The 13944-nt window shown below is 50.1% G+C and carries 15 protein-coding genes; 1 reads left to right on the top strand and 14 read right to left on the bottom strand.

Annotated features, from left to right (window positions below):
* Positions 1-32 precede the first annotated feature (32 nt).
* Complete coding sequence (gene glgB, locus AC50Y3_RS02210) at positions 33-1973, bottom strand: 1,4-alpha-glucan branching protein GlgB (RefSeq protein WP_494817134.1); 1941 nt, start codon at positions 1971-1973, stop codon at positions 33-35.
* Positions 1974-2370: 397 nt separating this feature from the next.
* On the opposite strand from glgB, the gene AC50Y3_RS02205 reads away from it, so the two are divergent.
* Positions 2371-3537 carry an iron-containing alcohol dehydrogenase gene (locus AC50Y3_RS02205; RefSeq protein ID WP_494817133.1) on the top strand — a complete coding sequence of 389 codons (1167 nt, stop codon included), beginning with the start codon at positions 2371-2373 and terminating at the stop codon, positions 3535-3537.
* A gap of 158 nt (positions 3538-3695) precedes the next feature.
* Here AC50Y3_RS02205 and AC50Y3_RS02200 read toward each other — a convergent pair whose 3' ends face one another.
* The 13 genes from AC50Y3_RS02200 to hydA all read right to left on the bottom strand — a co-directional run bounded on the left by AC50Y3_RS02200 (position 3696) and on the right by hydA (position 13941).
* Positions 3696-4604 carry a helix-turn-helix transcriptional regulator gene (locus AC50Y3_RS02200; protein WP_494817132.1) on the bottom strand — a complete coding sequence of 303 codons (909 nt, stop codon included), beginning with the start codon at positions 4602-4604 and terminating at the stop codon, positions 3696-3698.
* A 96-nt stretch (positions 4605-4700) separates the two neighbouring features.
* Positions 4701-5261 carry a DUF4269 domain-containing protein gene (locus AC50Y3_RS02195; RefSeq protein ID WP_494817131.1) on the bottom strand — a complete coding sequence of 187 codons (561 nt, stop codon included), beginning with the start codon at positions 5259-5261 and terminating at the stop codon, positions 4701-4703.
* Positions 5262-5286: 25 nt separating this feature from the next.
* Positions 5287-6501, bottom strand: coding sequence for a lysophospholipid transporter LplT (gene lplT, locus AC50Y3_RS02190; protein ID WP_494817130.1), 1215 nt, complete (start codon positions 6499-6501; stop codon positions 5287-5289).
* 154 nt (positions 6502-6655) lie between these two features.
* Positions 6656-7393, bottom strand: a complete 738-nt coding sequence (locus AC50Y3_RS02185; protein WP_494817129.1) for a DUF4247 domain-containing protein — start codon at positions 7391-7393, stop codon at positions 6656-6658.
* 15 nt (positions 7394-7408) lie between these two features.
* Positions 7409-7915: a DUF4178 domain-containing protein gene (locus AC50Y3_RS02180; protein ID WP_494817128.1), complete on the bottom strand. Its 507-nt coding sequence runs from the start codon at positions 7913-7915 to the stop codon at positions 7409-7411.
* Positions 7916-7940: 25 nt separating this feature from the next.
* The gene (locus tag AC50Y3_RS02175) at positions 7941-8345 is read right to left on the bottom strand and encodes a DUF350 domain-containing protein (RefSeq protein WP_494817127.1); all 405 of its coding nucleotides are present in this window, start codon (positions 8343-8345) and stop codon (positions 7941-7943) included.
* 142 nt (positions 8346-8487) lie between these two features.
* Positions 8488-9159 (bottom strand): PspA/IM30 family protein, encoded by a 672-nt coding sequence (locus AC50Y3_RS02170; protein WP_494817126.1) that lies wholly within the window; start codon positions 9157-9159, stop codon positions 8488-8490.
* Positions 9160-9260: 101 nt separating this feature from the next.
* The gene (locus AC50Y3_RS02165; protein ID WP_494817125.1) at positions 9261-10049 is read right to left on the bottom strand and encodes a helix-turn-helix domain-containing protein; all 789 of its coding nucleotides are present in this window, start codon (positions 10047-10049) and stop codon (positions 9261-9263) included.
* Between the two features lie 86 nt (positions 10050-10135).
* Entirely contained in the window at positions 10136-10714 is a 579-nt protein-coding gene (locus AC50Y3_RS02160) for a cysteine hydrolase family protein (protein WP_494817124.1), read from the bottom strand.
* Positions 10715-10877: 163 nt separating this feature from the next.
* Positions 10878-11765: a phytanoyl-CoA dioxygenase family protein gene (locus AC50Y3_RS02155; protein WP_494817123.1), complete on the bottom strand. Its 888-nt coding sequence runs from the start codon at positions 11763-11765 to the stop codon at positions 10878-10880.
* Between the two features lie 135 nt (positions 11766-11900).
* The gene (locus AC50Y3_RS02150; RefSeq protein WP_494817122.1) at positions 11901-12140 is read right to left on the bottom strand and encodes a hypothetical protein; all 240 of its coding nucleotides are present in this window, start codon (positions 12138-12140) and stop codon (positions 11901-11903) included.
* 154 nt (positions 12141-12294) lie between these two features.
* A complete protein-coding gene (locus AC50Y3_RS02145; protein WP_494817121.1) occupies positions 12295-12516 on the bottom strand; it encodes a hypothetical protein in 222 nt (73 codons plus the stop codon).
* A 9-nt stretch (positions 12517-12525) separates the two neighbouring features.
* On the bottom strand, positions 12526-13941 hold the full coding sequence (gene hydA, locus AC50Y3_RS02140) for a dihydropyrimidinase (RefSeq protein ID WP_494817120.1): 1416 nt from the start codon (positions 13939-13941) through the stop codon (positions 12526-12528).
* Positions 13942-13944 lie beyond the last annotated feature (3 nt).

Raw genomic sequence — 13944 nt, 5'->3', positions numbered from 1 at the left:
CTTGCTGCAGTAGGTGTAATGATTGCTGTCAATCAGTGCAACGTGGTAAAGCGATCATTGCGGTCAAGTGACCCCTTGGCAAATACCAGCAATTGAATAGATAGCGGCGGAAGTTCAAGCGAAATGCTGCAAGGCCTTCCATGCCATGGTGTCGGCTTGCTATATAGAACTTCCGGGATGTCCGTTAAGACACCGCCGAAGGTTGCCGCCTCACTGTGAAGTGCGATCCGGTATTCACCGGATTCCGGTACGCCGATTCGATAGTCGGAGTAGTGATGATAGGAGAAATTGCAGACAACAATCGTGAACTCGTTGCTCGCATGTCCGCGGCGCATAAAGACGATGACGCTTTGCGCGGCGTTGTGTACGTCAATCCATTCAAACCCGCCGGGATCGCAATCCCGTTCCCACAGCGATGGCTGCTCGCCGTATATATGATTAAGGGATTTTACATAATGGTGCATGCTCCCATGAGCGCGATAGTCAAGAAGCTGCCAATCAAGTGCCTCAGCGTCTTTCCATTCGTCAAACTGGCCCCACTCACCGCCCATAAAGAGCAGCTTCTTGCCCGGATGCGTCATCCAATAGCCATAGAATAAGCGGAGTTGCGCGAATTTCTGCTCATAGGTGCCGGACATTTTGTTCAAGAGCGAACGCTTCCCATGAACGACCTCGTCGTGTGAAAGCGGCAATACGAAATTTTCAGAGAATGCATATACGAGAGAGAAGGTGATGAGGTTGTGATGCCGCATGCGATCATTCGGATCAAGCGCCATGTAGCGCAGCATGTCATTCATCCAGCCCATATTCCATTTGAAGTTGAAGCCAAGGCCGCCCATGTAAGTTGGAGAGGTAACGGCTGGCCAAGCAGAAGAGTCTTCGGCAATCATTAAGGCGTCCGGAAAATACTGAAAAACGGTTTCGTTCAATCGTTTCAGAAAGCGGATGGCATCGGTATTCTCCGTGCCGCCAAATGCGTTATAGGTGTAAAGCTCAGGAGGTTTGTCAAAATGAAGATCGATCATACTGGCAACGGCATCTACGCGCAGGCCGTCAATATGGAATACATCCATCCAGTAGATCGCATTGGAAATGAGAAAACTTTGCACTTCCGTGCAGCTAAAGTCAAAAGCCAGCGTTCCCCATAACGGTTTCTCAGCCAGCTTCCAGTTCTTTCCTTCGAAAATCGGTGTCCCGTCAAACAGCCGCAATCCATGATCATCCTTGCAGAAATGACCGGGAACCCAGTCCAAGATGACGCCGATGCCGCGCTGATGGCAGCGATCGATGAGATGCATAAGCTGTTCAGGTGTTCCATATCTACTCGTTGGCGAATAATAGCCTGTCGCTTGATATCCCCACGATTGGTCGAGCGGATGCTCGGTGATGGGGAGCAGTTCAATATGGGTATACCCCATATCAACGACATAATCGACAAGCGCGCCAGCCATCTCTTCGTAAGTCCAAAACAGCTCCTTGCCCCAATTGCGCCAAGAACCAAGGTGGACTTCGTACGTGAGCATCGCTTCGTGATAAGGACTGTCTTCTAGCTTACGCTGATGCCAGTCTCCATCATTCCAGTTAAAATGGAATACTTCCGCAACAACTGATCCCGTGCTTGGCCTCAGCTCGGATTGAAAGGCATAAGGGTCCGACTTGAGCTGCTTTGCGCCATCACCGGTTTGAATTTCGTACTTGTACACCGTTCCGGGTCCTATACTCGGAACAAATAAGCTCCATACGCCGGTTTCGCCAATTAATTCCATCTCATGTAGATACCCGTTCCAATCGTTAAACGAACCAACAAGTCGCACTTGCTTGGCATTAGGAGCCCAAACGGTGAATCGAACGCCGGTTTCATCGCCCAGACGGATCGGATGCGCGCCAAAAGTACGGTAACTATGAAACAGATTTCCTTTGTTAAAAAGATATAAATCGCGCATAGAAAGACCGATTGCAGCCGCATTAGCCATAATTGGCATGCACCTCCCCTAGTGTAGCTACTTGTTAAGGTATTGTCATGTTTACTAACGCAGGCGCGATTTTTATTTCATTATACACTCTCTTTTTAAAGTTGGCATCCTATTTTCAGAAAATTTTGATTCGTCCTCCGTCTCACCTCCTGTTATCTAGATGTCATATTTGTCAAGAAAAACTTTTGTAAAAATATGGCGCAAAATGACATAAAAACAGTTCGTTAGAGACAGTTAGTAGATTCGCAGAATTGGGCTGATCAGGACAAATTCACATTATCCGATACTCGCGCGGTGTCGTGCCAAACCCTTTTACAGGCAGTTTGCCGTCGCCTTGACTTCACTCCTCTACAATCGATAAGATAAGCATGGTGTAACCAACATATGGAGGTGCGATATGAACTCTTTTACCTTTCAAAACCCAACGAAAATCGTCTTCGGCAGCGGTACGGTCAGTCAGTTAGGCAAGCTGACGGAAGCTTACGGCAAGTCGATTCTTCTCGTTTATGGATCAGGCAGCATTAAGAAAACCGGCCTATATGATGAAGTTATGGCGCAATTGAAATCGATCGATGCGAAAGTCGTGGAACTGTCCGGGATCGAGCCGAACCCTCGTCTGACTTCCGTTAACCGCGGGATCGAGCTGTGCCGCAGTGAGAAGGTTGACCTCGTTCTTGCTGTCGGCGGCGGAAGCGTGCTCGATGCAGCCAAAGCTATCGCAGCCGGGGCACTCTATGAGGGCGATGTTTGGGATTTCATGATGCAAAAAGCCGTCATTCGCGAAGCGCTCCCAATCGGTACGATTCTGACTTTATCGGCTACCGGCTCTGAGATGAACGGCAATGCCGTAATCTCGAACTGGGAAACGAAACAGAAGCGCGCATTCGGCAGCATACATACTTATCCCCGTTTTTCGATTTTGGATCCGACGCTTACGTTCTCCGTACCTCGCGACCAAACGGTAAACGGCGCAGTCGATATTATGTCGCATGTATTTGAACAGTACTTTACGCTGACGACAAATGCTCCATTGCAGGATCGTCTATGCGAATCTATCCTTCTCACGGTCATCGAGAATACAGAGCTCGCTCTGGAAAACCCGGAGAATTACGAAGCGCGTGCGAACCTAATGCTGTGCGGCACTATGGCCTTGAACGGCGGCTTGATCAGTGTCGGTACGCAGAACGACTGGGCTTCCCACGGCATCGAGCATGAAATCAGCGCGATCTACGACATCCCGCATGGAGCAGGGCTGTCCATTGTGTTCCCGAACTGGATGAAGTATGTGTATCAAGAGCGGATTGACCGCTTCACGCAATATGCTGAACGAGTATGGGGCATTGAACGGGGAGACAAATCGGACGAGGAACTGGCACTTGCAGGCATCGAAGCAACGCGTGCCTTCTTCACACGTATCGGCGCACCTGCAACGCTGGCTTACTACGACATCGGCCGCGATAATTTAGACACGATGGCCAAAGAAGCGGTGCTTTTCGGACCGCTTGGCAATTTCAAGAAGCTGAACGAAACCGATGTTCGTCAAATTCTAGAGCTATCGCTGTAATATAAAGTGCATGCAAAAAGGCTGTCCCAAACGCTCCATCCAATCGGATGTGGATCGGGACAGCCTTTTTCTGCTTATATACGAAGGATCGAATACAAAACAGAAATAAATTGCCGGCCCTCGCATTAAGCGAAGACCGGCAGGCTGCCGTTTGATTATTACTCTCGATCGAGCGCGTGATTGCGCAGATCCAGCATCGTTTGCTTATCCCTGCTGCTGCCGGTGAAGCGCTTCCGATAGGAAAGCGGAGTAATCCCAACGTGCTCGGCAAAGGAGCGCGAGAAATGAGGCGTTTGTTTAAACCCGGTTTCATCCGCGATTTTGGATATCGGCCAATTGGTCTTCATCAGCATCAGCTTCGCTTGGTCCATCCGATAAGAAAGCAAGTACTGCTGCGGCGTACAATCAAATACTTCGCCCATACAGCGCGCAATATAGTTTGGATGCAAGCCCATTACTTCACCGAGCTTCGAATTCGTCACGGTCGTGCGGAAATGCATCTTCAGGTAAGCGGCCGCCTCTTCAGCTACTGCAATCGGAGCTTTCGCCGCATCGCTGCGCCAGCCCTCGTCGAATAGCTGCAGCAAGTGAAGAAACCACTGCTGTCGCTGCCAGAACGCCGCATGCGAAGTACCCATTGCCGCATCATGCAGCTTGCTGAAGAGCGAAATCGCTTCATCCGGATAGGAGAACGTCATCGTCTTCGGCAGCCTGATGGCGTAAGAATAATAATCGCCGCGAAGCGTACCGCAGTTCGTGTCGTTTAACTCTTCCCAAAGACCCGCAGTTTGAAAATGAACCCAATCAAACACGGTTTCTTCTGTACATGGTTTCGTTGGATAATGCCATAAATCCGGTCTTAAGATCAGCATCTGCCCTGGACCGATTGCCCAGGAATTCGATTCTTCGCCAATGTATAACGTTCCGCTATGCACAAACAGCAAGTCGAAAACGCCGATATTCCGACGGTTAGGATGTTCGCCGCCCGGCCCGTAAGAGCCGCGGTTGGATTCAATGAAGTAAGGCAGCGGCGGAGATAGAAATGTGAGCAGCGGTTCGGACGACAAGGTAAGGCCTCCTAGCAAAAGTGTTGAGTCCGTATATTTTAACAGACATTCGCTTATGGAGATACATCTTTTCTACGATTCTTGATAAATGTTTATCTAGTCAGCCGCTATTAACGCAAGCAGCTGCTCGTCTGTCCAATCAGCGAGCTCCAGCAGCTTCAAATAGGGATTTCCTTCCAGCCCGAGCACCATCGCGAAAGCCGGCTCTGTTTTGAAACCATTCTCTTTAAGACGTATGATCTCCGATTGAAAAGCATGACCGAACAATGCCATTATCCGTGCCTCGACAACCATATGCCGGTAACCGTTCTGGTCGCTGGTCTTAATGGATTGCGCAAATATCTCAATCGGCCAACGCTCCAGCGTGAAATTCACCTTGATGCGTTCAAGTCCGGCAGCGATTCTTCGAACGATCGTAAATTGCTGCTGCTGCTCGAACTCCGCTATCATCGCAGTCTCAAAAGCATCAAAGTCAGTCACTTCACAGATCAAGTCCAGATCGCTGCCTGCAATGTTAATCCCGATCGGTACAGTTCCTACAAGAATCGGAGCGTATGATTTAAGCTTCTCTAGAAGCAGGTGCTTCATCAGCAAATGATACACTTCCACTTGGGTAGGACATCCCGCCAGCAAATAAGAAGGGTCCCTCCAATCCATGGAAAGGAAAGACCCTGCAGTATGCCTAATGCTCATGTCGTTGCTTTAACGGAGCTGATTCTCCGACTTCTTTAATGCCTCCAAGCTGGGTTGCGAGGAACAGAATAAAGAGGAGCAGCACCAGTCCAATCCCGATGACGGAGCCGTTAACGGAAACATCCATTTGGCTGAGCGTTAAATAAATGACAAGACCGCTGACCGTAAGGATGTTCTCAACGAAGTTCTGCACCGCGATTGTTTTACCTGAGCCAATCAGCGCCTTACCTTCCTCCTGCAGCATCGTATTCAGCGGAATGACGAAGATCCCGCCGAAGACGCCGATTAAGAAAAGAAGAAGAACCGTCATCCACAGCACATAAGTTAACGACGCCACCATAACGGAAGCAACCATAAAGAGACCATAGTAAAATGCACGATGCAGCTTGCCAGCCGGCACCAGTCTTGGTGTTAGGAATGCGCTGCAAACGACGCCGATCGCCGTAACGCCGATCATCATCGACTGTTGATCGGTATCATCGATCCCAAGATTAAGCGGCAGCCAAGCAATGAGCGCAATGCGCAGCACTGCTGCCGTAAGCCAGAACGATCCGGTGCCGATCAAGGAAAACCGTGCACGGGCGTTACGGAACAATAAGGAGAAGTCGCGCAGAAACTGAACGGCTTCTTTGCTGTAGCGCAAGGAATTATTTCCTGCCTTGGCTGGGATCATAAACGTCATGAACAAGGACAGCAAATAGACCCCCATACATGTCAGCACAGCAGGCAGATCCGAGTTTTCAGCGAGAAAACCACCTGCTACTGTTCCCAGAAGGATTGCGAGAATCGTCGAGCCCTCTACTTTCGCATTTGCTCGCAGCAGCTCGCTTTCATTCGAGGTAAGCTCGGTGAGAATACCGTATTTTCCAGGTGAATAGACAACTGCGCCAATCCCGACAAACACGTAACATAGTGCAGGCGGCAGACCGAAGAGGAGCAGCCCGATCCCGATCGCTTTCAATACATTGCCTAGAAGCAGCACATTCGATTTCGCCTTCTTATCCGCAAAAGCACCAACGACCGGAGCGAGTATAACATAGGCGCAGAGGAACGCGATCTGTATGTAATTGACGGCGATATCCGGATTCGCGACCCCTTGTCGCTTGACCATGCCCACGATGAGAAAAAAATTCAAATTATCCGCGAATGCGCTCAAAAATTGGGTAAGTACGACCGTATTCAGCGGTGACAGCAAACGTTTCATTCTAGTTCCCCTTCCTATTACAAACAGCCATTATGATCTCTCCATCATACCTAATGCCGCAATCGAATTAAAGTAAGATCATGCCAAATACGCAAAAAAAGACCGGATAAGCAGCCCCAAATTCGTCTGCTTATGCCGGTCTCTTCGTTTTCGTTTATCGTCGCCTTGAGATTCTGCCAAATCCCACTCTCGTCTTCGGTTTCGAGGATTTACGCGGCGTAAGCCAACCGCTCGATTTCTTGCTATCGCCTGAATCTCGCGTAATTTTGCCGGATTTGGGGGGAGCTTTATTGAATAGCCCGCCTTCGCCCACCTTGCTGGAATCTGCATTCTTGGAGCGTTTGAAGATGGATCCCGTCCGGCTAACAGTCATTGGTGGGACGGCTTTCTTCTCTTGAACCGACGGCGCGTGATACGTGCCACCCTTCGGCTTGTACTTATCTCGGTCGGTATAACCACGATAATTGCCATTCCCATAGCGACCGTTATCGAACAGATCACCCAATATGCTTGCGATCAAATAGCCTTGCAAAAAACTGGAGCTATAGTTGTTGCGTACGTACTCCTTGGAATCCACTTCGATCAGTGTATCTTCCGGCTTAGCTGCATCCTGCTGCAGATGGACAACTCGGTCCGAGTAGACCAGGAACATATGGTCCGTTTTCTCAGGCGATTGCTGCTGCGGCTTGGACTCATCAATGAGCGCCTTTGCCACTTCAGGTACGCTAACACCTGTTGCGCGGTACACATAGGACGTTTCATTGCCGCTGCCGTTGACGGACTCGAGCGGATAGTTCTCTTCTATCGTCTTGTTTATGCCGCAAGCGGCAAGAAGAGGAACAATGAGCGTTACAACAAGCAATAATTTGATTAAATAGCTGGCTTTGCGCATCCCACTCATCATCTCCTAACTGCCGCGGAGAACGCGAACATCGGCCGGAAGCAATTCTTCACCTTCATAGAGCATGAATCGGCCATCCTGCCATTCAATACGCAGCAGCTTCATATCGTCAGATTGATACTGCCATACATATTGCTCTCCGCCTTGCACGAACGGCGTCTTACCGGTAGCGGTAACGAGGCCGGAATACTGCTCCTCCAAATGGAACACACGGTCATCCAATTCTATTTCTGTTGGCACTTCCTCAACCGAATCGAGCCGTCCATCAATGGAATTGTACAAAGCATACTCCGTACGTTCCCGCTCTTCAATGGTTAAGTATTGGATTGCAGATCCGTCTTGAAGCGTTAATACAATCAAGTTGCGCTGGCGATTATGCAACCGGCCCACGACCTGGTACGTAACAAGCGACACTTCGACTACATCGCCGGGGCCAATCGTCAGGACGCTTTTCTCCGCCTTCGCCGGCTCCGGTTTAGCCATTATATTCTTAATCCGTTTGAATAAGCTCATGACGATAACTCCCTATTGTTCAAGATTACAGACACGAACCGATGATCAATGCACCTGCAACGTGGAGCGAACCGGCCAGCAGCGCATGCGACAGTTTGTTGTCTTTCGTGCCCTCACTCAAGTCAAGTCCAGCAGTGGAGCGCAGTACGAATTCAACGATACTCTCCACGAGCAATAAGATGACAAACGAAATGACGGATACGAGCAGCGCTTCTCCGAGATGATTCGAAGTCGAGATCGACTGCGATAGGATATAAGCCTGAGCGAGCAGCTTCATGACAAAACGGCTCGTCACCGCTACGTTGCCCTTCTTGATTTCTTCCAAATCCTTATACCGGGTAAACAAGGAATCCACCGCCATCAGCACAACTAACAGCACTGCTCCGGCCCCGGTCCATACGAATATTGCTACCATCTCACTCAGTGTCATTCGATTATTCCTCCGTCATCCATTGTGCCGCAGTCCTTCTGCAAAGAAAAAACGCCGCAGGGCGTGGAATCAAGCAATGTGCATGATTCCGGCCGGCAGACGTTCTTCCCTAAGCAGCCACTTGCGGATAAAGCTCCATCCGTTACTCTTTGTTCTCGTATTTCTTCATCAGCGCCGCGAGCTCATCATCAACGGCTTTATTCTTGCCGAGCGCTTCGAATTCATCATCGAGCGACTTGGCTTTGCTGTTCATCTCGTTGCTTGCTTCCGCTTGCGCTTCAGCTTGCAGCATCTTCTCTTCCATACGCTTCAATCCGGACATCGCCGTATCGGAGCTGAAGCCCGCCATCGATTTGTTAATCTCAGCTTGCGCTTTCGCTGCTTTGTAACGAGCAACGAGCGTTTCGCGTTTGTTCTTCATTTCAGTCAGCTGCTCGCGCATTTCACCCAGCTTGGAGCGAAGATTGTCCGCGGATGCTTTATTCTGATCGTAGCTGACTTTGTATTCATCGCGCTTCTGTTCAGCGGCTTTCTTCTCTTCCAGCGCACGTCTTGCGAGCTCGATGTTTTGCAACGAAGCTGCTGTGTGCGCCTGTTCTTCACGTTTCTTAACCAGTGCGTCTTGTTCCTCATACAATTGCTTGAACCGTTTCTCGATTGCGATTTGGGAGGCAACAGCTTTCTCCGCATCCTCTAGATCCTCTTGCATATCGCGGATATATTGATCAGTCAGTTTAATCGGGTCCTCGGCTTTCTCAATAAGTGAATATACGTTCGACAAGGTAAGGTCCCGCAATCGTTTAAATACAGACATGTTTCGTTTCCTCCTCAAAATGGTGTTCGCATGCGTTCATGTTCTCTAATACGACAAGTGAATCCATTCGTTTCACAAATATTTTGCTCTGTTTATTTTACCTACAGACCCTGCTGCAATTTACGCCAATCCGACGGCGACGCGCCTTCCTTCTTCTGGAACCAAGCGCTAAACGAATGGATGGTCGTAAACCCGACTTGCTCGCTGATCAGCTGAATCGAACGACTTGTGGACCGGAGCAGCCATTTGGCCTCTTCGATCCGACACTGCTGCTGGTACTGTTTGGGAGATACACCATACGATTCTTTGAACAACGCTCGAAAAGCCGATTCTGACAATCCGCACCGCTTCGCCAAAGCACTAATTGAAATCTCCGAGCTTAAGTTGGCCCTGATAAAATCTGCCGAAGAAGCTACGGATAAACTTAATCCGCCGCTGCTCTGATGTTGAAGCAGGAATAACAACAACAGATCCATCCATGTCGTATAACATCTGGATTCATCCTGCAGCGGCTGTGAGATCATGCGAAGCCACTGCCGATACAAGCCTTCGTACTGTTCCAGTACCATTGGCGAAAGCATCAGAATCCGCGGCTCTGCTTGAGGCGTAAGCCGGCGGAACAGAGTCATCGTTTCGCTTGGCATATCCAATGCTTCAAGCACCGCGAATCGAATATCCGTTATTCCTGTGTAATCATGCGACAAGCCCGCAGGGATGAGGATGACATTGCCGGCTTCGAGCAGATAATGCTTTCCATCGCAGCTGAAGCTGCCTCGTCCTTCCAACACAACTGAGACTTCGAAGGAAGGATGGACATGCGCGCCCATGATCCAACCGCTGTCGTGGACGATAAGTGAGCCTTTAACAACCGGACAGGACAATGTCGGCACCGTACTCACTCCTCTTCGCAGCCTTCCCCTAATTTACCATAGGAACGCAACACAAGAAAAGAGGGACAGTCGCATAAGTGGAGTCATCAGCGATTTCGCAGCGCTTCGATCCATTCGCCTACGGTCATCACGTTAGCTTGGCGAGGAAACACTTTCTCGGTGAGCACGCGATGAACCTCAGGATCGGCATCCAAGCATGCATCCGAAAGCACGGTAAGCTTGAAATCCTTGTCCGCCGCTTCCCGCAGCGTCGACAGTACGACGCCGCTCGTCGAAATGCCGCTTAGAATGAGCGAGTCAATTTGGCGGCCACGGAGCAGCACTTCCAAGTCACTGCCGGTGAAGGCGCTGACGCGGCGCTTCGTAACGAGCACGAGCGGCTCGCCCGGTTGCGGCTGCACGGAGGCGTGAATTTGCGTCGCTTCGTCCGTTTCGGCCATGCCCCCATAACCAGAGATTGCAGAGAACGTCTTGTTGCTGGAGCTGATTTCGGGGTAGCCCTCGCGGAAAGCGACGCGTACATAAATGACCGGAATACCGTGCTCACGGGCAGCGCTCACTGCGTTTCGGTACGGATCAAGAGCTACTTCCTTGCCCGCGAAACGCGATACAATGCCGTTCTGCATATCCATGACTAATAGAGCAGTTTTATTCGGTATTGACATCCGTTATACACTCCTTGTTGCCATTGTAGTATGAAGCGGAGAACTCTCCTTTCGATACTAAACGGAGCGGTCTCCGCTTGTCAAACCGAAAAGGAGTTAAGCAGATTTATTCTGCCTAACTCCTCTATTCCCGAAAACATTCTTATAAGATTAGTTCGTGGTTCTAAACGCCCCACTTTGCTCTTGCATCCTCCATGCTAACCGTCGGGCCTGCATGCCAGCCATAATGACCTTTCGGCTTAGCGCCGATCCAACGCTCATCAACCGGTTCAGACTTAAGCTGGTATCTCGTATCGGCACTGAACCGGTAACGGTTCGTTTGATTCGTCAGGGAGCCATGCATCGTGTACATGCCGAACAGAATCGCATCTCCAGCTCTAAACTCCGCCGTTGCCCACCGTCCGCCGTATTTGTTAATCAACTCGAGCGGATCAGATGAAAACCAACCATCCACGCGGTCGCGATCCACATCCATCTGCCCATACGTTTCACGAATGCGGTCAAAATGCTGGGACCCGAGCAATATAGCAAGTCCGCCTAATTCATACGGAATATCGTCGAGCGGTGTCCAAAGCGTATATAGGTTCTTCGTTCCGCGGCCCATGTAGACGATGTCATAATGTGCTCCCGTAAACCCGCCGGTCTCTACGGCACGCACCCATTTGTAATCGTACGTGATACATTCTCCGCCTAGGAACCGTTCGAAGAACTGCATCGTCGACTCGCTGTTCACGACATCAAGCAGCTCCTGTGGTTGATTCTCGCTGCCTTGGAAGCCTGCAGCCTTATTGTTTGCATTAATAATTCCTTCTTCCAGCGCCGTGCCTGGCATCAGCTTGCCTTGCTCATTGATCCGCTGTAAGAAAGCCAGTCTTGCCTGCTGTACTTTCGAGCGATTATGAAAATCCCTGATGAACAGATAGCCGTCTTCTTTCAGTCTTTCACGCAGCTTTGCTTCATCGTCAAGGATATCGTTTGATTCTCTCAGTTCCGTCAAATACGGGCCGTTCATTTCCAGCTCGCATTCGCCGATTTTCACTTTTACCGACATGTCCGCAGCCTCCCAAGATACCGTAATCGTTTCTTCTTCTACTTGTAAGTATAGAAATTCGGCGCTGCAATGTATTTATTGAAACCGCTTTAACATTTACGCAAAACATCGATTACGTATCGACAGAACTCCGAACTAATCTCGTTTGCCGTCCTTCTCGTTTCCGTGTTTGAAATTACCTGTCACCTTTGCCATGACGAGCTGAGCGGTTTTGAAATCCTGCCCGCTGATGCGGGACAAAAACTTGTCCGCCTCTTTACCTGCCAACGACGTAACCTGCCTTCCCTTGTACGAAATGAACACCTTGTTGTCTTTTGTCACTCGATAGGTGAAAACTTCCTCATCCAGACGATTCCTTTTGTCGATGTTGCCCATAACGATCGATCACCTTCTCCGGAGATACATGATTGCGAACATACTTATAACTATCTATTTCGATCGTCGGTTGTCAAATTCCTTGAAGGATCCGTAATCGTCCGAAAAAAAAGCACAATAAAAACGCCTCGGAATATCCGAGACGCTGCGCAAGTTATCCTTGTTTTTGGGTCAGTAAGAGAGTGGCCCAATATTTCCGTGCATTGGCATTACGCAAGTGGAGGGTCGCAGGCTTGACATTCCCTGTCTCACCCGGTGGAACAAGCAGCAGCTTGTCGCCGCTTAAATCCTCGATGACGCCAGTAATGTGATACCCTTGTTCTAAATATCCATCGATTGCCGCTTTCTCCGCCAGAAATTCACTGTGCTCCGACATGGTGCCGATTCACCCTTTCTCGCTCACGCTTTCACTGATACTCCCGTACTTATTGCGACGCAGATAGTGCCCGCTTCCCGGACTGCCAACAAACTGACGCTCTCGGATAATAAACTCCCCGCGGCTAAGAACAGATACCGGGACACCTGTTACGGCTATCCCTTCGAACGGATTGTAATCGACATTCATATGATGCGTTTCGGAAGAAATAACCCGCTTTACGGCAGGATCGAAAATGACGATGTCCGCATCGCTGCCCACGGCGATCGTCCCCTTCTGAGGGAAGATCCCGAATAGCTTCGCAGCTCTGGTCGCAATGATGTCCACGAACTGATTGAGGCTGAGCCTGCCTTTCTCGACTCCCTCGGAATAGAGTAAGCTGAATCGATCCTCGATGATCGGACCGCCGTTTGGTATTTTGCTGAAATCGCCTAAACCGAGCTCCTTCTGTCCGCTGAAATTAAAGGAGCACTGATCCGAGCCGACCGTCTGCAGCTGTCCATTCTTCAGCGCATTCCACAACACCTCTTGATGCTCCTTCGCGCGCAGCGGAGGTGACCAGACATACTTCGCTCCCTCGAAATCCGGCTTATCCAGGTATGTGATATCAAGCAGCAAATATTGCGGACAAGTCTCGCCCCATATGCGAAGGCCATCCAGCCGCCCCTCCGCAATTTGCCGCACCGCTTCCTCACAGGTGACATGCACAACGTACAGCTGTGAATCCGCAAATCCGGTCAGCCGGACGGCTCGCCCGGTCGCCTCGCCTTCCAGTACGGAAGGACGCGTCAAAGCGTGATAGATCGGCTCCGTATGCCCCTCTGCCAACGCTTGCCGGATCAAATAATCGATGACATCGCCATTCTCCGCATGCACCATTACCAACGCTCCGTGTTCCTTAGCACTAAGCAATGTGCGATACAATATGCCGTCATCGGCTTGAAGTACGTTTTTATAAGCCATAAACACCTTGAACGAGGTGATTCCTTCGTTGTTGATGATGGATGGCAGCTCTTCCAAAACTTCATCCGTAATTTCACTAATCATGAGATGGAACCCGTAATCGATGACCGCTTTCGCCTGCGCCTTCTCATGCCATGTACGAATTGCGCTGCTGAGCGGCTTCCCCTTGTCTGTCAGGCAGAAGTCGATAATCGTCGTCGTACCGCCATAAGCGGCAGCAATCGTGCCGGTCTCGAAATCATCAGCGGTAATCGTACCTCCAAAAGGCATATCCAAATGCGTATGGGGATCAACGCCGCCTGGGAACAGATAACAGCCCGCCGCATCGATGACTTCTGCCTGAGGCGCTAACCGAAGCAGATCGCTGCCGATTGCGGTTATGATCCCGTTCTCGATAAGCAGATCCGCTCGGCTGATGTCCGCTGCAGTTACGATCGTGCCGTTTTGTATGATTTTGGCCATCCT

It is taken from the genome of Paenibacillus sp. J22R98, assembly GCF_059383835.1.
The sequence above is the reverse complement of the archived record's forward strand: the minus strand, read 5'-3'. Positions and strand labels throughout refer to the sequence as shown.

Bases quoted from the DNA above. Each gene is read 5' to 3' on its own strand.
- glgB (WP_494817134.1), bottom strand. From the start codon at position 1,973: ATGGCTAATGCGGCTGCAATCGGTCTTTCTATGCGCGATTTATATCTT.
- AC50Y3_RS02205 (WP_494817133.1), top strand. From the start codon at position 2,371: ATGAACTCTTTTACCTTTCAAAACCCAACGAAAATCGTCTTCGGCAGC.
- AC50Y3_RS02195 (WP_494817131.1), bottom strand. From the start codon at position 5,261: ATGGATTGGAGGGACCCTTCTTATTTGCTGGCGGGATGTCCTACCCAA.
- lplT (WP_494817130.1), bottom strand. From the start codon at position 6,501: ATGAAACGTTTGCTGTCACCGCTGAATACGGTCGTACTTACCCAATTT.
- AC50Y3_RS02185 (WP_494817129.1), bottom strand. From the start codon at position 7,393: ATGCGCAAAGCCAGCTATTTAATCAAATTATTGCTTGTTGTAACGCTC.
- AC50Y3_RS02180 (WP_494817128.1), bottom strand. From the start codon at position 7,915: ATGAGCTTATTCAAACGGATTAAGAATATAATGGCTAAACCGGAGCCG.
- AC50Y3_RS02175 (WP_494817127.1), bottom strand. From the start codon at position 8,345: ATGACACTGAGTGAGATGGTAGCAATATTCGTATGGACCGGGGCCGGA.
- AC50Y3_RS02170 (WP_494817126.1), bottom strand. From the start codon at position 9,159: ATGTCTGTATTTAAACGATTGCGGGACCTTACCTTGTCGAACGTATAT.
- AC50Y3_RS02160 (WP_494817124.1), bottom strand. From the start codon at position 10,714: ATGTCAATACCGAATAAAACTGCTCTATTAGTCATGGATATGCAGAAC.
- AC50Y3_RS02155 (WP_494817123.1), bottom strand. From the start codon at position 11,765: ATGTCGGTAAAAGTGAAAATCGGCGAATGCGAGCTGGAAATGAACGGC.
- AC50Y3_RS02150 (WP_494817122.1), bottom strand. From the start codon at position 12,140: ATGGGCAACATCGACAAAAGGAATCGTCTGGATGAGGAAGTTTTCACC.
- AC50Y3_RS02145 (WP_494817121.1), bottom strand. From the start codon at position 12,516: ATGTCGGAGCACAGTGAATTTCTGGCGGAGAAAGCGGCAATCGATGGA.
- hydA (WP_494817120.1), bottom strand. From the start codon at position 13,941: ATGGCCAAAATCATACAAAACGGCACGATCGTAACTGCAGCGGACATC.